The following is a 20,145-nucleotide window of genomic DNA, read 5'->3' on the forward strand; positions in this document are numbered from 1 at the left end:
GAGCAGTTATGTGATCTTAGGTGCCCTGGCTTTAGGGTTAATTTATGGCATCTTATCGCTAGGGATTTACATTTCCTTCCGCATCTTAAACATTCCCGATATGACGGTGGACGGGAGCTTTGTGACCGGTGCGGCAATTTCAGCGGTTGTGACCACACATTATTCATTGATTCTGGTCATTCCTTTGGCTTTTCTGGGAGGATGCCTGGCGGGGAGCATTACGGCTTTTCTTCATATTAAATTAAAGATTCAATTGCTGCTTTCCGGAATCCTCACCTTGTCGGCGCTTTATTCCGTGAATATTAGAATTATGGAGGGCAAGCCCAACATACCTGTACTGCAGCAGACAACGATCTTTGAGCTTTGGGGGAGCGCGGAATCTCAGCAGTCAACCTCCATCGCTGTACTCGGTGTCTTACTGGCGGTTATGTTCTGTCTGCTCTGCTTCTTCCTGAATACGAAGCTGGGACTTTCCTTAAGGGCCACCGGAAACAATGAACAAATGGCAAGGGCGCTCGGGGTGGACACGAATATGACCAAATGGCTCGGGCTGGCTATTTCAAATGGGTTTGTGGCATTATCGGGAGCCGTTTTGGTACAGTATCAGTCCTTTGCAGATATCAGTATGGGGACAGGCGTCATTGTTACCGGATTGGCCTCTGTTATTATCGGGGAGGTCATCCTTTCGGGCTCCACGATTTTCAGGGGACTGCTGGCGGTTGTACTTGGATCGGTAGCTTACAGATATATTATCGCTGGTGCAATACAGATCGGTATGCCTCCCACAGATCTGAAGCTGATGTCAAGCCTGATCGTCATTATCGCATTATCCATGTCATTACTACACAGCGGGGGAATCCGGGGGAGAAGAAGGCGGTCCGGCCTGGGGCGCAATGGGACGGATTTCACTCCGCCGCAGTAGACTATTTTAGCGGGACTGGTGGAGAGAGGCATGCTAGAAGTCCGAAAGCTGAAGAAGATTTTTGCCAAGAAAAGCTTCAATGAAAAAATCGCCCTGGCTAACATCGACCTGCATCTTGGCTCGGGGGAGTTCGTAACCGTTGTCGGCGGCAACGGGTCCGGCAAGTCAACGCTGTTCAATTGTATCGCCGGGGTCGAAACACCGGATGAAGGCCGAATTGTACTGGATGGAAGAGATATCACTTACTTGGCGGAGCATCAGCGAGCCGTTTATATCGGACGGGTCTTTCAAGACCCTCTCAAGGGAACCGCATACGACATGACCATTGAAGAGAACTTGTCGCTGGCGTATTCCAAAGGAGGGAGAAGAGGGCTGTCACGGGCTATAACCAAAGCAGATATCCGCAAATTTCAGGAACGGCTGTCTACACTGAACCTGGACCTGGAGAAACGGCTGAAACAGAAGGTCGGACTCTTGTCGGGAGGACAGCGGCAGGCACTAACCCTGTTGATGGCAACTCTTGTGAAGCCGAAGCTGTTGCTTCTGGATGAACATACTGCGGCGCTCGATCCGTCAACGGCCAAGCTCGTGATGAGTCTTACGGCCAAGGTGGTCAACGAGGAAAACATCAGTACGATAATGATCACTCACAATTTAAGAGATGCATTGGAATTCGGGTCACGCACAGTCATGCTCTCTTCAGGAAGGATTACTATGGATATTCATGAACGGGAGCGGCAGCTGGTTACAACTGATAAGCTTTTCGAGCAATTAGAGCAGTAGTCTTAAGAACGATATCTTATAGGAGGCTATACCATGGAGAATATAATGGACAAGATCTTGTTATCAAACGGCGTTGAAATCGGATATAATTATCAATTTGTCGACGAAAGCCTGGAAACACTGGTGTTTATGAACGGCACCTTTAATACGATGCGGGATTGGAATGAGATCGGAGATATTCTTAAACAAAAGCGTCCTTACAATATTCTGACCTTCGATATGCGGAATCAGGGGGAGTCTACCAAATTCACAACGGACTTTGCTTATTCCGATTTTGTGGAGGATGTCTCCAATTTGTTTGAAGCCTTAAAGCTGGATCAGTTCACACTGATTACCTACTCCAGCGCATCGACGATAGCCATCGATTACATCCTTGGCCATCCCAATAAAGTCAACCGCTTAATTCTGGGGGCTCCGGTCATTAATCCTTACGGAAAGTTTAAAAGCCAGCTGCTCTCCCGCTCCTCTCTGAAAATGTTTGAAATCGGCGATCTCAGCGACGTTATCGTACTGTCGTTCGGGCTGATGTACAGCAACAGATTCATTGAACAGAGCAAGGATTTTTTTGAAGCGATTCAGGACCAATTCCTGCAATCGATCGATAAAGAGGTGCTGTTGCCGTATATGAAAGCCTGGGACGGGAACGAGATGGATATAGCCAAGATCACAACAGCGTTCTCCGGTATTCCGGTTTTCTATATTCATGGAGAAGAAGATGTCTTCAATCCGGTTTATTTCTCGGAAAAGCTGCAAAGCGAGGTTCCTGGATTCCAGTTGTGCACCTTGCTTGGCAATGGGCATGATTTCTTGGCAGAGGACAAGGAAGGGTATATCCGGCTTCTGCAAGAAATTCTATGACGGGACTTGAACTCCAAGGGAATGTTCTCATAACTGGCGTCACAGGATTTATTGGCAGACATCTGCTTTACGAGTTCCTGAGAGCGTCTATGGAAGTGACTGGATCTTGGAGAATATACGTTCTGATTCGGGGCAGAAAGGGGCTATCGGCTTCCGCAAGAATAGATCATTTGCTGACCCATGCATACCTTCCCGATTATCTTAAGCCATATGACCTGGAAGATTTGACGGATAATATCACTGTTATTGAAGGGGATTTGGAGGATTCTGATCTGCAGGTACAGTTCGGGTTGCACATTGCTAAAGAAGATCCGCTGTTCGTCATACATAGTGCAGGCTCAGTGAATCTTTATAACACGGCTGCGGCTGAACAAGAGGTGCATCACACCAATTGGCTGGGAACAATGAATCTGCTCCATGCCATTGAACCCTTTAACAGTAAGCTGGTGTTCATCAGCACCGCATTCTCCTGCGGCATTGTCGAGGGGCTCATCGGGGATAATTACTCCATCTATCAAAACAACAGGTTCAGGAATCCTTATGAGAAATGCAAGAACCAAACGGAACAATTTATTGAGAGCTACTGCGCAGAGAATAAGATGAAGTATCAGATCCTGCGGCCGAGTGTAGTATGCGGAAGACTTCTAGATGCTCCGCTTTATTACATCTCAAAGTTCGATGTATTCTACGGCTGGACGAAATTCTTCTGGAATTTGCAGAACCAGGGAAACAACGAACCTTTAAGAATCCATATGTCCCGGGATTCCAAAGTTAACGTAGTGCCTGTGGATTTTGTGGCCAAAGCGGTCCTGGCATCATTTCAGCAAGATATTCCTTATGTTAATCTCACTTATCCGCAATCCATTGCTAACCGCCATCTGTATGGTTCAATGCTCCACGCCTTGCATTTCGATCAATATGAATTCGTGGAGGAGATGCCTTCCGGCCTGAATAAGAGCGAGAGGTTCTACTACCGTTCTATAGACAAGGTTTATAATCCCTATTTAAACCAATGCAATAATGAATACGACAGCAGATTGATCTGTAGCCTGACAGGCACCGAGCTCATTACGGAGATAGACCTGCAAGCATTAGCCGGATTCTCGATCCGCAACAGTTTTGATGAAGAGCGAGTTTACTAGCGCAACAATTGCTTTTCCTGGCGTGTGCCAGAGAACTGCAGGATTAAGCATGAGAAACCCTCCGCCTGTGACCGGCGGAGGGTTTCTTATACTGGCACAGGGAATCCGCCGTGCACTCGGCTTACTGTGTTCCCAGCAGCTCACCCGCTGTCACCGGAAAAAGCGTCTTGACGATGTCCAGAACAGCCAGGGCGTAAGCCTGGATTTCCCGCTGCGCATCATGCTCAAGGCGCTGCTGCAGGAAATGCGCCGCCGATTGCAGGGAGGCTGTCCAATACCAGCGGACGTAAAGCCCGTAAGCGGGAAGGAACAGCCGCGCCTGCTCGGCGCAGATGCCTTCGGCCAATGCGGCTTCGTATTTCTCCAGCCCCAGCTCGGTGTAGCGCATCAGCTCATCCGTATATTTTGTCCCGAGTTCCCAGGATACTGCATTACCGCTGCCCTGCTTGGAGTTCTCCGGTGCTTGCCGCCACTCCCCGGCCCCGGGTATATAAAAAGCCGGTTCCTCTGTAATATATCTCCGGCTCGATTCATTCCAGGCCTCCAGACTGTCTCCGGTACCCTCATAGTGGGCGGAGCCGACGATATATTTCACCATTGCCGGGCAACCATCAGCGGTGCGTACACCTCAAGCTGAAGCATGGCATGCCGGAAAGGTGAAGTATGGCCCTCTCTGGCCAGAAAGGATATAAGCCGGATGTCTTTATCCGTAAGTGCGGCCGATTGTTTGGCATAGGATACGCGCGCTGCATTGACGACGGTCAGATCGCTCCCCATATGATCGATGAGCCGGATGTACCCTTTGTCAAGAACCTCAATATGCATGATATACCCCCCAGTGAAATTGATTCTACCCTACCTAATTCCGTACAGACACCGGCTCTCCTTCATCCCTATTAAGGCGAAATGGTGGACATCCTGGCCTGTATGGCGGCCGTTAAAAAGTTCCTTGTAATCGGTCGGCAGGTATTGATAAGGTAAAAGATGCTGTTAGAGTAATAATAATGTGATACAAGCAGAAATACAGATATTGCAATAGATATGGAGGATGCCGAAGCGGCTAAGGCAGATGGCGGTGGCATTTCTGTTCAATTCCCGTGAAGAAGTGCTGTTTCTGCGCAAAAATTTCGAAAGCGCATTCCTTCCGGGCACAGTCAGCAGATTTACGTTCGCTCCATGCATTCGCTGGCAGGGGAGCCGGGCATCCAGTGGAGCATTCTATAAGATTGGGAGATGATGAAATGATGACAGATACAGTATCCATATTGGGTGTGCCCTTTTCCAAAATGAGTCTTGCACAAACGGTGCGGCACTTGGATGAACAGGTTCAGGACAGGCCTGCCGGCTTATACCATGTGATAACGGCCAATCCGGAGATTACGTTGGCCAGCCAGTCGGACGGACACCTGCGGGAAATTATCGGCACGGCGGATTTGATTGTTCCGGATGGCATCGGTATTGTGCTGGCGGCCAAACGCAGAGGAGAGCCGGTAGCAGAAAGAGTGACCGGTTATGATCTGCTGCTGCGCCTGCTGGAGAAGGGCAGTGAGCGGGGCTGGAGCTTTTATTTGTTGGGTACGGATGAAGAGACAAGCGTGCGGGCGGTAGAGAACATTAGCCGCGATTATCCGGGAATCCGGATTGCCGGCAGGCACCACGGCTACTTCGGTGCGTCCGAAGAGCCGGGCATTCTCGCGGATATCCGCCGCAGCCGCCCGGATGTTCTCGTGCTGGCGATGGGCGCGCCGTATTCGGATAAATGGCTGTACAAGCATAAGCGGGAGCTGGAGGGAGTTAAGCTGGCTTTTGGCGTGGGCGGCAGTCTGGATGTCATCTCCGGCAAGGTGAAGCCTGCACCGGCGGTCTGGAAGAAGCTGAATCTGGAATGGGCGCACCGTCTGCTGTTCGCACCCGCCGCCAAAGGCCAGAAATCACGCTGGCGCCGACAGGCAGCCTTGCCGAAATTTGCGTACCGGGCCATTCTCCGGAAGTGAGGACATGGCTATGGTAAACATGAGGAGGGTGGATGAATTGGAGAAAACAGAGATTCTGCAGAGAGGTGTAAGCCGGATACAGGAGCTGCGTCGGGGGAAGCCGGTCTACGTACGGGTGGCGAATAGCGACGCGGGGGCCAAACGTTTCTATGAACCTATGGATTCGCGGAGCATACCTACTGCCGCACACAGGATTAGCGCAGCTATAATGAATACAGCCCCCGGCTTGAGTGCCGGGGGCTGTATTGAATGACCGGGCATTAGAGCGTGCTTGGCGGCAACTTGCATAATTACTTGCAGCGCCGGCGCAACAGGCTCCTGCTGCACTGGCGCAGTAAAGTTCCTGCCGGCACCGTCGCAGCGAAGTTCCCGGCCTGCATTGAATTTCTCGCTTGATACTCTCCCAGCAGATGTTCAGATCTATTACTCTAGCAAATCCGCATTAAATCACATAAGGAGCCGGTTCCAGGCTTTCGGCCTTCAGGACTGCTTCCTCCAGCGTCATGCCTGTAAAGCTCTGCGCGGGAAGGAAACGGCCGTTCACGCCGTCATCCACAAAAGCGCCGACAGCAATGCCGGGAACGACGCTCTCCACCTGGTTCGGCGCATTCGGGCCGCCCAGATCGGTGCTGCACCAGCCCGGATCGGTTAGGCTGATGATAACGCCCGTGCCGTCCAGACGGGAGGCCAGGTCCTTGGTGAATTTATCGAGCGCCGCTTTGCTGGCCGCATAGCCGGCCTGCTCCGGCTCGTTTTTGATGCCGCTGGTGGTGTTGATGACCCGTCCAAAGCCGCGTTCCAGCATCTTCGGAATCAGACGGTTGCAAATGGTGACAGCCGAGATGAAGTTGATCCGGAAGCTCTGCTCGAAGTCCTCAACCGGCGTCTGCCAGTAATCGGTACGGTAGGCAATCTGCACGGCAGCATTATTAAACACGATATCGACGGCCGTTCCCCTGGCTTCGATTTCATCCAGCATCGCCAGCACTTCTTCGTGGTTGCCTAACTCGGCCGAAACGCTGTAGGCGTCCACCCCGAGTGCCAGTACTTCCTGTTCAAGTTCTGCCGTATGGGCGAGATTTCTGCTGTGCAGGATCAGGTTGCAGCCTTGCTTGGCCATAAAGAGCGCAGTCTGATAACCGACACCCCGGCTGGCGCCGGTAATCAGTGCCCATTGTCCCTGTACATTAACCATAGATTTTAGCACTCCTTTTCAACTATATTATGGAAGAAATTTTATTCATTGCGGTGTTCCGGAAGCGTTTGCTTCCCCGCAAGTTTAGCATAAATGTCCGGCCCGTTTCACTATAGATTTTGCAGCTTGCTTGTTGGTGGTCTGCATTTCATTGCTTTCGCAATTCAACGCGGAATAGCAATAAAGGATTCCTCTGCTCCGGCGGCGAATCTATCCAATAACCAAACTATTATTTAACGAAAAAAGGGGTTGCGGCGTATGTCCCAAAGCTTTCAGGTTGCCTTGCAAAAAGTGGTCGATCATTCCTATGAGATCGAGATCGGCGAGCATCTCTTTCCCGCCTTGCTGAAGGATCTTCAGCAAGGGCTGGTCACGGGGGTAAGCAAATATGCAATCATTACGGACTCCAAGGTTGAACCGCTGTACGGCCAGCCCTTGCTCAAGCTGCTGCAGGAGCATGGCTTTCAGACCGAATTGTTCGTATTCCCCGCCGGAGAGAAATTCAAGACCCGCGAGACCAAGGCGCAGCTGGAGGATCAGCTGCTGGAGCGCGCTTACGGGCGTGACTCCTGCATCATTGCCGTCGGCGGGGGCGCGGTGACCGATTTGGCGGGATTCCTTGCCGGAACCTTCGGCCGCGGCATACCGAGCCTGAATGTGGCAACCACGCTGCTGGCTGCGGCCGATGCCTCCGTCGGCGGCAAGACCGGTGTGAATACTCCGGTCGCCACCAACCTGATCGGCGTGTTCCACCAGCCGCGCAAGGTGTATATTGATCTGGCGGCCTGGCGCACATTGCCGGCCCGGGAGCTGCGCAGCGGGCTTGCCGAGACAATCAAGCATGCTTGTCTGGCTGATGCGGAATTTTTTGCTTATCTGGAAGAGAACGTAGACAAGGTCATCTCACCTGACGGGGAGCTGGTGCTGGACCCGGCGGTTTGTGAGGAGATAGCCCTGAAGAACTGTGCGATTAAATACCGGGTCGTGGAGCAGGATGAGCATGAAAGCAATCTTCGGCAGATTCTGAATCTTGGACACACGGCCGGCCGGGCGCTGGAAGCGGTCAGCGGCTACACGCTGCTGCACGGGGAGGCGGTAGCTGTCGGGCTGGTGATACAGGCCAGACTGGCCGTGAAGCTGGGGTATTTGCAGGCTGCAGAAGCCTCACGGGTAGAAGCCTTACTGCGTAAAGCAGGTTTGCCTGTGGAAATCCCGGCCGCTATTACGAACCGGATGCTAATGGACAAAATGTACACAGATAAAAAGGTGCGCGGCGGACGCATACGCTTTGTTTTTCAGGAAGGAATCGGCGTAATGAAGGTGTTTGAAGGAGGCGCTTATTCCACTCCGGTCGATGAGGAGACGGTGATGGAGCTGCTGGAGGAGCTGCGCGGCTGAATAAGCTGAACAAGTCCGTTAGTGCGTAAATAGTCGGCGAGTATTGAATCCCTACCGCTCATTCCGGGTAATGGTAGATTAATGGGTACTGTTATCATAAGAAAAATGGAGGGATACCCTATGGGCAATCCGCTGAAAGAATTTAAACAGAGCATCGACGGGCTGAAGGAATCGCTGGATGGTGTGAAGCAGTCGGCCAATCGGCTGAAGGAGCCGGTGGATGAGGTGAAGGCGGGCATACAAGCGACCAAGGAGGCGGCGCTGCACCGTACAGACGGTGTGAAATCCGAATTCAAGCGGATGAAGGCATCCCTGCAGGAGAGCAAAGCGGCCGTAGCCGAGGTCAAGGACACTGTTGCGGCCTCCGCTGAAGTGCTGCACACCCAAAGACGCTACCGCAAGCTGAAGCAGCCAAAGCGGCCGTCTCTGCTGAAGAGAGGGCGCATGGCCTTGATTGGAAGGTAAGCGGATATATAAGAGAAACGGAGCTCCCAGCTTAATGGGCGGCTCCGTTTTCTTTATAACATAGCTGAAAGTATACATTGGGGTTCCGGTGGGGAATGGAGCGTGCGCTGAGTGCTAGTTCGGAATATCCGAACCGGTGTCCATACTCTCTTCTCCAGATAAACCATCGTCCGGCAGCTGCACATTCAGGCTCTCTATAGATTGGACGACAAATACAGGCATGAGCTGGGAGCCCAAATCCGTATCGGCTATTTCATAGCCGGTCCGGAATTGTCCGGTGATAAGAGCCTGACCAACGGTATACTCGAAATCACCCTGCAGCAGTACATACCGCCCGCCGGAGCCGGCCACGGCTCTGCCGGCATTGTCGTAATAAATCTCGCCGCTGAACGAGACCGTCTCAAACGGATGCTGCTCCAGCTCTCCGGCGGAGATGACCGGAACGACCGGTGTCTCCTGGAGCACCTCAGAGAATTGATAGACCCCGGCGCTTTCGCGGTAGATAGCCGTCCGGCCGCTGCTGCCGTCGCCGAGCTCTGCGTTGAGCACCCGGATGGAGTGGTCATCGGAAGCAAATTCGTAGCTGTCCCCGGAGAAGCTGAGCAGCGGAAAAATACCTGTGCCCGAGACGGTATATCCCGCGAAAGAGGTGCGTCCTTCTTCGCCTCCGCTCTCCGCTACCACAACCGGCAGCCCGGAAGCATCCGACAGCTCCCTATCGAAGGCAAGCTCCTCAAGCGGCCCAAGCTCCAGGACAACTTCTCCGCTCCGGGTGGAGACCACGCCGTCCGGGTTCAGCTCGGCATAATACAGCTTGCCCGCGCTGTCCACACCGGCTACCGCCATCTGCAGGCCGTTCAGTCCTGCGGCGGCAGCCACATGGGTATACATGCCTTCCTGCTCGCCGCCCGGCAGCAGACGGACCGGCTCCGCCAGATTCCAGGCCAACTGCGCAGCCTTGACCTGTTCAGCCGTGTCTGTAAGCGCGGAGAGGTCGCGGTACAGCTGAATGGCTGCGGCATAATCGCCGCTGCGGACGAGGCGCCCGGCGCTCTTGACCAGTTGGGTGGTCCTGCTGTCGATCAGCTTCAGCACCTCCGATGTACTAAAACCGGCCTTGGAGGCATAAGTCCGGTAAGCTGCAGCGTGTCCGGCGAAGGCGGCTGCCTGTTCGCCCTCCAGATCCTTCTCCAGCATGAGCTGCGCACTGGCCTCGGCCTGTTCCTGCAGCCACGGTGCCGTATAGCTGTGGTCGCTGTACGCCTGCTGCATGGACAGCGCACTGTCCAGCATCGGCCCGAAGCTGCCGGCGCCTGCAAAGGCCCGCAGCCTGGCTTTGTCATACGCTGCGAACTGCTTCGCCAGCCCGTCCGCTTTAGCGTCCTCACCGCCGTAGTAGTCGGCCGGGATCTGCAGCAAATTCCATTTGTAGCTGTCGTCCCCGTTCTCGCCGGCTGCAGCCGTCTTTCCGGTCTCCAGCCCTGCCCCGAACTGCAGCCGGAACTGCTTGAAGCCTGCCGTGATCTGCCCGGAGATCCCGGTTTCCGCCGAAAGCTGCCGGTAATAGGCTTCATAAGGCCCGCCGGTAACCATATACTTCGCCTTCAGGTTAACCAGTGAGGCGTAGCTCTCCATGAATCCGGCAAAATTACCGGCAATCAGCTGGTCGGATACGGTCAAGGACAGCGTGGCGAGTCCGTTACGGATTGCCGTAATCGGATCGAGCTCCTGCAGCCGGGAGGAAATTTCTTCTTCATGGTACCGGATCGCCGGGTTCTCCGCCGCCCGGCGGTACAGATCTTCCGCCGCAATCAGATCCCCGGCAGCGTACAGCCGGTCCGCCTCGTTCACGTCGCGGATTTTGTCCCCGATCAGCAGGCCCTTCCGCGCAAGCCCCGCCAGCATCAAGATACACAAAATAATCATAATATTCCGCAGGGATATCACTTGCTTGAACGTCATATATTAGTAGCCCCTTTTTAAATCTAAAATTTCATAAGCTTCGGGGCGAACCCGGTTGTTACAAAACCTTATATCTCTCGCAGAAACGGCCCCCTTCCAACCGGGACGGCAGCCGTTTCTTCTTGTTAAGCGTAAATATTCACCGGTATCCCGGGCCTGCCGCGGCGGCTAAACCTCGGGGTCCCAGCGGTATTTGGCTTCCCGGACTTCCGCCACCTTGTGGTCAAGGCCGTTCCAAGGCTCGTAGGGGCTGCTCTCGATAAGTCTTGACAGGCGCAGAAAGCGGTCCTTTGGCAGGTCCTGTATGTACCCTCCGATCATGCTCGAATAAAGCAGCGCATAGCGTTTCATCCGTACAGCTGCTCCGGCGACGCCAGTCATAATGGCCTGCCCTTTGGGCATTTCGAGAATTTGCGCTTCGTAAGCTTTAACATAGCGCAGGGTGCGGTCCTTGATGAGCTCAGGGCGAACCCGTGCCACTTCGCCGATATACTCGGCAAGCAGCGGCTCGAAATCCTTGAGCAGCAGCTGCTCCAGCTCCAGAGGCATATCCTTGCGGATCTGGAAGCCGTGCAGGAGAGCCACCCGCTGGCGGGAGACGCGGTCACCGCGCAGCAGTACGGCAACCTCGCGCAGCTTCTCATAGGCCAGCACATCGTTCTCGCGGAGCACGGAGACGGCCTCCTTGCGGTTGATTTCCAGGCCGTCCCGGACAGCGCCGATGTTCCGGGCGAACAGGCGGTCAAGCGCATACAGATTTTCATTCTGCCGGACTTTCCGCTGTGTGTAGTAGAGTATGCTTGCCAGCACAATGCCACCGGCGGCAGAGAGCGCCATCTGCTGCAGGCTTTCGCCGAAGTAGGCGGCAGCCAGTGTCAAGAGAATCACTAGCAATAGCCGGGTCTGCATGCTGCGGCGTGCATTTGCTGCGGCATGCCGCTCCACGGTAACAAGGGAGGCGCGGCCGCACTGGCCGCAGCGTTCTCCGTCAAGAGCGGTGAAGCGGCCGCAGCGGCGGCACACCCGCAGCTTGTCGAAGGCATAACGCGGCGCTTTGAACGGCCGCAGGGTTACGGGCTTCTTCGAATGTACAGCTTTCTTATCGGCCATGAGCGGAATCTCCTCCGTTCAAGGTCGCCAGCAGTCTTTCGTCGATCTCATCCGGGGTCAGCGGTTTGCGCTGGCGCAGGGCATAGCGCACAATCTGAATGACGGCATAGAGAAACGTTATTCCGAGAATGACGTATGAAATCATGGAACTCTTCCTTTCTCGCTTGGGAAGCATGGGCTGTGAGGATGCCCCGAAGACAGGGCTTTCGCCGCATCCTGGTCCGGGTTCCTGCGTCCCAAAGTTGAAGTTTACAAGGTTTAATTATATCATAATGGCATGCTATTGACAGAATTTAGCTAACCCTGGCGGCCAATCGGGCAGTCTGCCGAAATCAACGTAAAGAGGAGCCATCTTTATGCTTCGTACACAACTGAACAACCTACCATTCCGAAAGATGCTGCAGCGCATTGTACCGCTGCTGCTGGCCGTCGCTCTCCTGATCGGGCCATTCGCAGCCCGCACAGCCTTGGCTGCTTCTGCGGCACCCGCCCGCATCGACGCAGTGCTGCTGCTTGATGTCAGCAAATCCATGAACACCAGCGACAAGAACAATCTCGCCGGTGAAGCGATGAAGATGTTTATAGATATGCTCTCGACGCAAGGCGACAAAGTCGGCGTCGTGGCCTATACTGACAAGGTGCAGCGCGAGAAAGCGCTGCTTGAGATCAACTCCGCCGCCGACAAGGAGGACCTGAAGGATTTCATCGACGGTCTGGACCGCGGCGCCTATACGGATATCGCCGTCGGGATGGAGGAGGCCGTGAAGGTGCTGGAGAACGGCAGCGATCCTTCCCACGAGCCGATGATCGTCATGCTGGCGGACGGCAACAACGATCTGGATGAATCCAGCGGCCGGACGCAGAGCGAATCCGACCAGGAGCTGAAGGCGGCGGTAGAAGCGGCCAAGCAGAAGGGCTACCCTGTATACACTATAGGCCTCAATGCTGACGGTAAGCTGAACAAGCAGATTTTGGCCGATTTGTCGTCACAGACGGGCGGCAAAGCGTTCGTTACCGATTCCGCCGATGATCTGCCGCAGATTCTCAGCGAGATTTTTGCCAGCCATCTGAAGCTGAAGGTTGTACCGGTACAGTCGATCACGGCCAACGGCAGCTTCCAGGATGTAACGGTCAATGTGCCCAACAGCAGTGTGCTGGAAGCGAACATTTCGATTATGTCCGCGCAGCCTGTCACCGTGAAGCTGAGTGATCCTGCGGGCAAAGAGGTCGCCATTCCGTCAGATGAAGTGTTGCTGTCAAAGTCCAGCACTTACAGCCTGATCAAGCTGCTGTCACCGGAGCAGGGAGACTGGAAGCTGCAGGTGAAGGGCGTCAGCAAGGACAAGATTGATATTAATCTGGTATTCAACTATGACCTGGAATTGAAGATAGACACGCCTGCCTCAGCCGCGTATAAGAAGGGCGACACCGTAGATGTCCTCTCCCATCTCTATGCCAGCGGCACTCAGGTAACGCTCAGCGATTTGTATCAAGATATGAATGCGGTGCTGCTGGTGACTGACGTAGACGCCGGCACGACCGAGGAGATTCCGCTGGACAACTCTGGAGCCGAGTTCAAGGGCAGCTTTGAAATCAAGGAGAGCCATGATTACGAGCTGAAGGTCCGTGCGGAAGAGAGCAGCTTTTACCGCGAAAGCGATATTGTGAAGATCAGTGCCAAGACGGGAGCTGCACCAACGGCCGGCACCGGAGGCTCAGCGCCAAGTCAAGAGCCGCTGCAGGACGAAGGTAAATCTTCCGGTCTCTTGTACTACATCATCGGCGGCATCATTCTGCTTGTTGCCGCTGGGGTAGCCCTGTGGCTGCTGCGCAAGAAATCTACCCGTGGTTTCGTAGGCCAGATAGTCGTGGAAGTGCTTGACGGCAACACAGGGGAGAAGACATATCCGCAGTACAAACGCCTCTCCGGCTTCCGCGGAAAGTTTACGCTGCACCAGCTGCTGCAGCTGGCGCCTGAACTGAAGGAGACCGAGAAGCTGGTCTTTACCCCGGGCAAAGGCGACAGACTGCTCCTGAAGGGCGGCGAAGGGCTTGCCGTAGAACGCTCGGGCCGGGCGGCTGACGTATCAAGAGGTCTTGAGCTGAAGAGCGGAGACCGGATCACAGTAACACTGCAAGCCGTAGACAAGTCTATTATGCTGGAATATCTGATATAACGAACGCTTAGGGGGAGAACCTATGAAACCGGTAGTAAGAGAGCATATTCAACAGCTTGATGTATCGCTGGGCGGAGGCATCGTCAGCGACAAGATCCGCGTCGATACAATTGACAACCCGATTTTGATCATCGGCCTCGGCGGCACGGGCATCGACGCCCTGCTGCGGCTGAAATACCAGATCAACCGCCGCTTCAAGCTGCCCGAGGACCCGCTCACCAAGAAGAAGCGGGACAAACCGGACAATGTGGAGTTTCTGGCGTTTGAGACGAATGAACAGGACCGCGGCAAGAAATACAAAGGCATCGGGCTCGACCCGCAGAATGAATTTGTGCTGCTGGCCAATGCCGAGATCGGCGGACTGCTGCAGAACCGCAGCATCCTTGATCCTTACATCACCGAGTGGCTGTCGCCGGAGCTGAGCATTACGGACGGCATGAACGGTGCCGCAGGGGTGCGGCAGGCCGGACGGCTGCTGCTCTTTACGAAGATCAACCAGGTGGTCGGAGCCATCGACAAGAAGATCAAGACGCTCTCCGTCGGCACGAGCAAGAAGCTGATGGTCTTCCTGCTGACCGGCCTCTCGGGCGGTACAGGCAGCGGCGCTTTCCTGGACATCGCGTATATCGTGCGCGGCATTATCGAGCGTGATTACGGCGCAGCCGGCGTGGACAGGGTGAACACGCTCGGGTATCTGTTCACGCCGGATGTGAATCTTTCCAACAAGAGCCTCAGCGAGCATACGCGCGAATATATCCGCAAGAACGGCTATGCCGCGCTGAAAGAGCTGGATTACTGGATGAATGTGGACAGCCGCGGCGAACGGTTCCGCCAGAAGTACGGAAATATCCTGACGGTCAATTCGCCGCTCCCGCCGTTCAATCTGTGTCACCTGATCTCGGCAACCAACACCGAGGGCAAGCTGCTGGAGAATGCCTATGATTACTGCATGAACGTGACGGCGGAGAACATTACCAACTTCATGGCCAGCGAAGAGAAGCAGTCGGGCGAAGAATTCGCCATCCATGACTATATCAGCAACATCCGCACCAATATTGCACAGATGAACAAGACGTATCCGGCTAACTATGAATACAATATTATCGGCGCTTCGTCGGCGGTGCTGCCGATCGAGGAAATGACGACCTATCTGGCTTACCGGCTGTTCGACAAGATGGACAAGATGTTCCAGCAGGCTCCCGGCCAGGAGGAAGTTGAGAAGACGGCGCGCAAGCTGGGCATCGACCTCGACACGATGATTAAGACCTTTGAGTCGCGTGTGCCGGAGCCGCTGCCGGGCTTTGAGAACAGCGAACGGCTGAGCCATGGCAATGTGATCAAGAACCAGGTCGTGGACATGGATACGGAGCTGGAGCAGACCTTCCTGGTCCGGGCGCGCGAAGAATATATTAAGGCGAAGAAGCAGCTGCCCGGCGAAATTGCCGGCAAGTTCGGCGAGGAGCTGGAGCGGATCTTCCTGCATCCCGAGCAGGGGCCGTTCTATGTGTCGCGGCTGCTGTACACGGAGAAGGGCTTCTGCATCCTGAAGCTGATCCAGTCCTATATTGAGACGCTGCGCGAGAGCCTGCTGCGCCTGCCGCGCGACATCGAGGCCGCGCAGGACAGCGCCGAGGAGAAGCTGGGCGATGCGCGGAGCGCTTTTGTCTCGAAGGAGAAGAAGAAGAACGCCTACATCGAAGCCAAAATCAATGAGTACTGGCTGCATGCCGATGTGGAGCGCACCGAGCAGATGATCGAGTTCTATGAGGATTTGTTCGAGCTGCTGAACGAGCAGAACAGCCGGATTTACGGGGTTTTCACGGAGATACTCAGCTCGCTGAGTGCGATTTTTGAGAAGAACGGCGATATCTTGACCCACGGCGAGGAGCAGACCGACCATAAGGGTAACAAAACGTACTATTGGAATATCGTCAATGTGCCGGATATTACGGCAACGATTTCGAAGGTGATGGACCAGAAGGACGGCGACGATCTGATCCGCGATTTTGCCCGGGAAATGCTGAAGCACTCCGGACGCTGGGTGAAGGAGCAGGAAGTCGACATTGTCCGCTCGATCTCCGAGTTCCTGAGCGATAAGTTCGGTGATCTGATTACCCGCTCCATGGAGGACTTCCTGGTCATGAAGTACGGCCGCGAGGAACCGCTGGAGAAATTCGTGGAGCGGATCATTGCCGGCAGACTCGACGAGGATGCGGTGCCGGTGTTCCATCTGAGCAACAGCTCCGGCAGTCTGCACTTCCCGTCATGGGGCTTCGTCTCCGTGCCGGTGAAGGCGCCGGCGATCCTCAAGGGCATCCGCAATTACCAGAACAATGCACTGGGCAAATCGCAGTTTACGGTTAAGGAGAGCGAGGTTAAGAACCGGATCTTCTGGCTGAATACCCGCAACGGGGTGCCGCTGTTCGTCTATACGCCGCTGCGGGTGTATGAGGAGAACTATGAACGCACGATTCTCGACAAAGAGGGCATCGGCCGCCATCTTGTAATGACCGACAAGGAGAACTGGACGTACCTGCCTTCGCCGATTCCGGAGAAGTCCTGGGGCGAGACCTATGCCAATCCGCGGGTGCAGGAATACAATGCGCGGGTCCGGGCGGACTTCGCGAGAGCGCTTGAAGCAGGCGTCCTTGTGGAAAAAGGGCTCGACGACAATACCAGCAGCCGTTTCTCCGTCATCTTCACCAAGCCGTTCGATCTGGACAGCCTGCTGAAAGGCTATGATCTGCAGCTGACGGCTTCGCGCCCGAACCTCGGGGAAGTGAAGAAGGCGTCGGATGAACTGAAGCGCCTGCGTGAGACCGGTCTGGAGCGCGAGGGCGTGAAGGACATCTTCGGCAGCATCAACCGTGAGCTGGCCCAGGAGAACCTGATCCGTTCACCGCAGCTGATTGCCCGTGTCCGCGAGGAGCTGGCGAAGTACGATGTGCTGGCGGCAAAGGCGGCAGAGCTGGAAGCCCTGCTGCATCAGCATCTGGACGAAGACAAGTGGCTCGACCAGTTCATCGAGGCGCTGTACACCGATACGATCGTGAAGAAAGGCGCGCTCTATGTCTATGACCGCGACGAGGAAGAAGAAGCGTGGGAGCCGTTCGCCAATTTAATGAAGGAACGCAGCTATGTCGAATATGCCGTGTACCGTCATTTCCGCGGGCTGGATGACAAGAGCCGCAGCGTACTGCTGCGCAAGGCCGCGCGCCGTGCGGGTGAAATGACCGCAGCCGAGGATGTGTCTCCGCTGCTCTACAAGCTGGAGGGACTCTATGTCTCCTTCCTGGAAGCACGTGATTCGCTGGAATATGAGCGGGTTGAGCATGCCGACGGCGACGAGATGTACAGCTTCTACAAGACGCTGACCTCGAAGCTGGGCAGCATCCGCAGAAAGCTGAAGTAGCGCGATGATCAGGACACTTGCTAACCAGTATGCGGCAGGCTATGCGCGGCAGGAGCAAGCGCTTAGCAGCAAGGGCGACGGACGCAGCAGCATCCATTACCCGGCCTTGTTCCTGTTCCTGGGCGACAAATCGGCGCCGGCCATCGGGCCGGTGCTGGACTCCTGCGAGCGGAAATGGGACAACGCCGGAGGTGTAATGGCGCTGCATGCCGCTGCGGAGCCGGCGGGCAAGGGGCAGTCAGAAGGCGGCAGGGAGCGCGTGATGGCGATGAAGCTGCCGGCTGCAGCGGGACGTGATCCCCGCACCGTCCGCCAGGACGTGTACCGCGAGTTTCGCGAGGACGGCGGGTATCTTGCCGGAATGAACCGGGTCCTGCGGCAGCTCAGCAACAGCATAGCGGATTATGGGCGGCTGTATTCTTCCTTCGACGTCATCCATCTCTCCATCGTTACGCGGGTCGATGACCCGCTTAATGTGCTGCTGCCGGAGATTACACTGCTGGCCCGCGCCGTGCTCAGCCAATCCTTCAAATCGGTGCAGACCGATTTGTACCTGCTCATTAACGAGCGGGAGCAGGGTGACAGCTTCGGCTATTCCAGCTCGGTAGGACTGGCGTTTCTGCGGGAGCTGGATGTTATGCAGCTCGCGGAATATACGTTCCACGCGCCGCTGCTTGTCACGGAGGACGGCCTGTCCATCCCGGTATCCCATGGCCCGTCGCCGCTGTTCGATCTTGTCTATACGCTCTCGGACAAGAACGAGCGCGGGATGAGTCCGGTTCACGGCATGGATGACAATTACGAGATTATTGCCCATATCAGCCTGCTGAAGAACCGGGTGCGGCCGGCTGCGGACGCGGCCTCCGGGCACGGCGGCTACAACAATATGACCTTCAAGAGCGGCATCCGCGGCAGCTCGGGCCGGCAGGGCTATGCCTCGGCCGGCTTCTCCGCTGTACGCCGGCCCGACAAGCCGATTGCCCTGGCCGTGCTCTACCATGCGTTCCGCGGGCTGGCTTCCCGCATGCGCGAGTCCGGCGAGTGGAGCCTGCGCGAGCGGCAGGCACTGCTGGGGCTCGCGCCCGAGAGCCTGCGTGAGCGGGCGGCTGGACTGCTGCCGGATGAAGCCGGCCTGGAAGACATGACCGGCCTGATGAGCCATGGCCGCCCGTCCTTCGGCGAGCTGAAGCCATTGTCTCTGCGCGAAGCGGAGACGCTGCTGTTCGGCGGCGGCGGCGAGGCGTACTTCCGCGGCAATTTCGCGGAGGTCTCCGCCGCCCGCCTGGCGGGGGCGGACCCTGGACGCGAATGGGCCGCCGTGCTGGCCGCCCGCGAGCAGGCCACCCCGCCGCTGACGTTCTATCAGCTGGCGGAGTGGACGCTTGAGCAGGGCGGGGGCAGCGTGCTGCAGGCATTGCGGCAGCACATGGCCGGCCTGCGCGCGGCGCTGGCTTCCGCGCGCGGCGAGCTGGAGCAGCTCTACGCGGAGAGCGTAGAGCGCCAGCCGTTCCAGCGCGTGCCGCTGCTGGACAAACGGACGGTGCGCAATTTCATCCATTACCTGTTCACGAACGTGTACGGCAGGAAATATGAGATTTTGCGCATGGAGCGCGAGCTGGACCTGTGCCGCCTGTACGATGCCGCGCTGGAGCGGCTGCATGAAGAGAGCGCGGCCCAGGTCCGGGCCATGGAGGACATCGAAGCGGAGCTGCGTACGGCGGCGCTGGAAGGCATCGGCCGGGGCAGCACGGCGGTGGACCAGAACATAATGGAATATTACCGCGTGGTTACCGAAGAGGTCATGAATGACATTGAGGCGCGGCGCGGACCGGGCATCTTCCAGAGCGAGCGGTTTATGGGCAGCATGTCCGAGCTGCTCCGGCAGGGCGGGCCGGCGGTCGTAGAGCGGCTGGCCGGGGTATGCCGGAGGGAGCTGCTGACGGCAGAGCCGTTCACGCTGCCCTTCGAGGAGGAGCTGCTGCGGCGGGCCAATGTGGCCGCCGCTTACGAGAACCGCGAGATCGTCTCGAAGGAGGAGCTGTTCAAGCAGCTCTACCGCAGCCTGGAGGACGAAGCGATGATCAACGTCCGCCTGTTTGAATATACCCAGGAGCACCGGCATGAAGAGAAATACTTCTTCGGCGACAGCACCTCCGCGTTTCTGCGCTACGCCGCTGCCGAAGACGAGACTACACGTGTGTACCGGCTCGGCCTGGTGCATGAAGAGCGCCGCAGCGGCGCCGAGAAGCTGAACCTGATGGGCGGCTTCCATCTGGAAGACCTGCTCTACTACCGCAACGGCAAGGTCTACTACGAGACGTATGTCCAGAACGGCTACCGGCTGCACGGCGTGGAGGAGGAGTCGCTGCCGCCGCTCCGGTAAGGCAGCTCTCCTGGATGGAGGGCCTGCAGATGAGCGGACACATAGTTGGTGCAGGTGAGTTGGGTGCAGGCGGGCAGACCCAGATGAACTAGTGCGGGTGAGATGCCGCAATGGTGGGCGAAGATAAGCTGGTGCTATGAGTTACATCATGATAAGCGCTGATAAGTTGGTGCTGGTGAGTTGCCGCATGCTGGGCGGAGATAAGCTGGTGCGGATGAGTTCCCGCAATGGTGGGTGCAGATAAGCTGGTGCTGGTGAGTTACAGCATGATGAGCGCAGATAAGCTGGTGCGGGTGAGTTACAGCATGATGAGCGCAGATAAGCTGGTGCGGGTGAGTTGATGT

General features: G+C 56.0%; 16 protein-coding genes. 10 read left to right on the forward strand and 6 right to left on the reverse strand.

The window, feature by feature from the left end:
- The first annotated feature begins 10 nt into the window (after positions 1–10).
- The 4 genes from F1379_RS00610 to F1379_RS00625 are packed head-to-tail and all read left to right on the forward strand — an operon-like array spanning position 11 to position 3,705.
- Complete coding sequence (locus tag F1379_RS00610) at positions 11–922, forward strand: ABC transporter permease (protein ID WP_239004500.1); 912 nt, start codon at positions 11–13, stop codon at positions 920–922.
- 30 nt (positions 923–952) lie between these two features.
- The gene (locus F1379_RS00615) at positions 953–1,705 is read left to right on the forward strand and encodes an ABC transporter ATP-binding protein (protein WP_150265231.1); all 753 of its coding nucleotides are present in this window, start codon (positions 953–955) and stop codon (positions 1,703–1,705) included.
- Positions 1,706–1,738: 33 nt separating this feature from the next.
- Complete coding sequence (locus F1379_RS00620; RefSeq protein ID WP_150265233.1) at positions 1,739–2,563, forward strand: alpha/beta fold hydrolase; 825 nt, start codon at positions 1,739–1,741, stop codon at positions 2,561–2,563.
- Positions 2,560–3,705: an SDR family oxidoreductase gene (locus F1379_RS00625; RefSeq protein ID WP_150265235.1), complete on the forward strand. Its 1,146-nt coding sequence runs from the start codon at positions 2,560–2,562 to the stop codon at positions 3,703–3,705. The genes F1379_RS00620 and F1379_RS00625 overlap by 4 nt, the downstream gene beginning before the upstream one ends.
- Positions 3,706–3,826: 121 nt before the next feature.
- Here the strand turns inward: F1379_RS00625 and F1379_RS00630 are convergent, their stop codons facing one another.
- Together F1379_RS00630 and F1379_RS30780 are read right to left on the reverse strand one after the other, a co-directional pair.
- Complete coding sequence (locus F1379_RS00630) at positions 3,827–4,303, reverse strand: FAD-dependent thymidylate synthase (RefSeq protein WP_476739477.1); 477 nt, start codon at positions 4,301–4,303, stop codon at positions 3,827–3,829.
- Complete coding sequence (locus F1379_RS30780; protein WP_476739478.1) at positions 4,297–4,530, reverse strand: FAD-dependent thymidylate synthase; 234 nt, start codon at positions 4,528–4,530, stop codon at positions 4,297–4,299. Before F1379_RS30780 ends, F1379_RS00630 begins: the two co-directional genes overlap by 7 nt.
- Positions 4,531–4,946: 416 nt before the next feature.
- Between F1379_RS30780 and F1379_RS00635 the strand changes: the two genes are divergently transcribed.
- A complete protein-coding gene (locus F1379_RS00635; RefSeq protein ID WP_239004501.1) occupies positions 4,947–5,699 on the forward strand; it encodes a WecB/TagA/CpsF family glycosyltransferase in 753 nt (250 codons plus the stop codon).
- Positions 5,700–6,141: 442 nt separating this feature from the next.
- On the opposite strand, the gene F1379_RS00640 is transcribed toward F1379_RS00635, so the two are convergent.
- The gene (locus F1379_RS00640) at positions 6,142–6,894 is read right to left on the reverse strand and encodes an SDR family NAD(P)-dependent oxidoreductase (RefSeq protein ID WP_150265237.1); all 753 of its coding nucleotides are present in this window, start codon (positions 6,892–6,894) and stop codon (positions 6,142–6,144) included.
- 258 nt (positions 6,895–7,152) lie between these two features.
- On the opposite strand from F1379_RS00640, the gene aroB reads away from it, so the two are divergent.
- Positions 7,153–8,292 (forward strand): 3-dehydroquinate synthase, encoded by a 1,140-nt coding sequence (aroB, locus tag F1379_RS00645; RefSeq protein WP_150265239.1) that lies wholly within the window; start codon positions 7,153–7,155, stop codon positions 8,290–8,292.
- 120 nt (positions 8,293–8,412) lie between these two features.
- Positions 8,413–8,757: a hypothetical protein gene (locus F1379_RS00650; RefSeq protein ID WP_150265241.1), complete on the forward strand. Its 345-nt coding sequence runs from the start codon at positions 8,413–8,415 to the stop codon at positions 8,755–8,757.
- Between the two features lie 114 nt (positions 8,758–8,871).
- Here F1379_RS00650 and F1379_RS00655 read toward each other — a convergent pair whose 3' ends face one another.
- From F1379_RS00655 to F1379_RS29650, 3 genes are all read right to left on the reverse strand, one after another.
- On the reverse strand, positions 8,872–10,719 hold the full coding sequence (locus F1379_RS00655) for a hypothetical protein (RefSeq protein ID WP_150265243.1): 1,848 nt from the start codon (positions 10,717–10,719) through the stop codon (positions 8,872–8,874).
- A gap of 168 nt (positions 10,720–10,887) precedes the next feature.
- Positions 10,888–11,829, reverse strand: a complete 942-nt coding sequence (locus tag F1379_RS00660) for a hypothetical protein (protein ID WP_150265245.1) — start codon at positions 11,827–11,829, stop codon at positions 10,888–10,890.
- Entirely contained in the window at positions 11,819–11,974 is a 156-nt protein-coding gene (locus F1379_RS29650; protein ID WP_162551039.1) for a hypothetical protein, read from the reverse strand. Before F1379_RS29650 ends, F1379_RS00660 begins: the two co-directional genes overlap by 11 nt.
- 250 nt (positions 11,975–12,224) lie before the next feature.
- Here F1379_RS29650 and F1379_RS00665 point away from each other — a divergent pair, with 250 nt between their 5' ends.
- Genes F1379_RS00665 through F1379_RS00675 form a run of 3 tightly spaced genes read left to right on the forward strand, consistent with a single transcriptional unit; the run spans position 12,225 to position 19,801 of the window.
- Positions 12,225–14,006, forward strand: coding sequence for a vWA domain-containing protein (locus F1379_RS00665; protein ID WP_203457010.1), 1,782 nt, complete (start codon positions 12,225–12,227; stop codon positions 14,004–14,006).
- A 22-nt stretch (positions 14,007–14,028) separates the two neighbouring features.
- On the forward strand, positions 14,029–17,418 hold the full coding sequence (locus F1379_RS00670) for a tubulin-like doman-containing protein (protein ID WP_150265249.1): 3,390 nt from the start codon (positions 14,029–14,031) through the stop codon (positions 17,416–17,418).
- Positions 17,419–17,422: 4 nt separating this feature from the next.
- Entirely contained in the window at positions 17,423–19,801 is a 2,379-nt protein-coding gene (locus tag F1379_RS00675; RefSeq protein WP_150265251.1) for a transcription initiation factor TFIID, read from the forward strand.
- The last annotated feature ends 344 nt before the right edge of the window (positions 19,802–20,145 follow it).

The sequence above is a fragment of the Paenibacillus tepidiphilus genome, assembly GCF_008635795.1.
GTDB classification, from domain to species: domain Bacteria; phylum Bacillota; class Bacilli; order Paenibacillales; family Paenibacillaceae; genus Paenibacillus_AQ; species Paenibacillus_AQ tepidiphilus.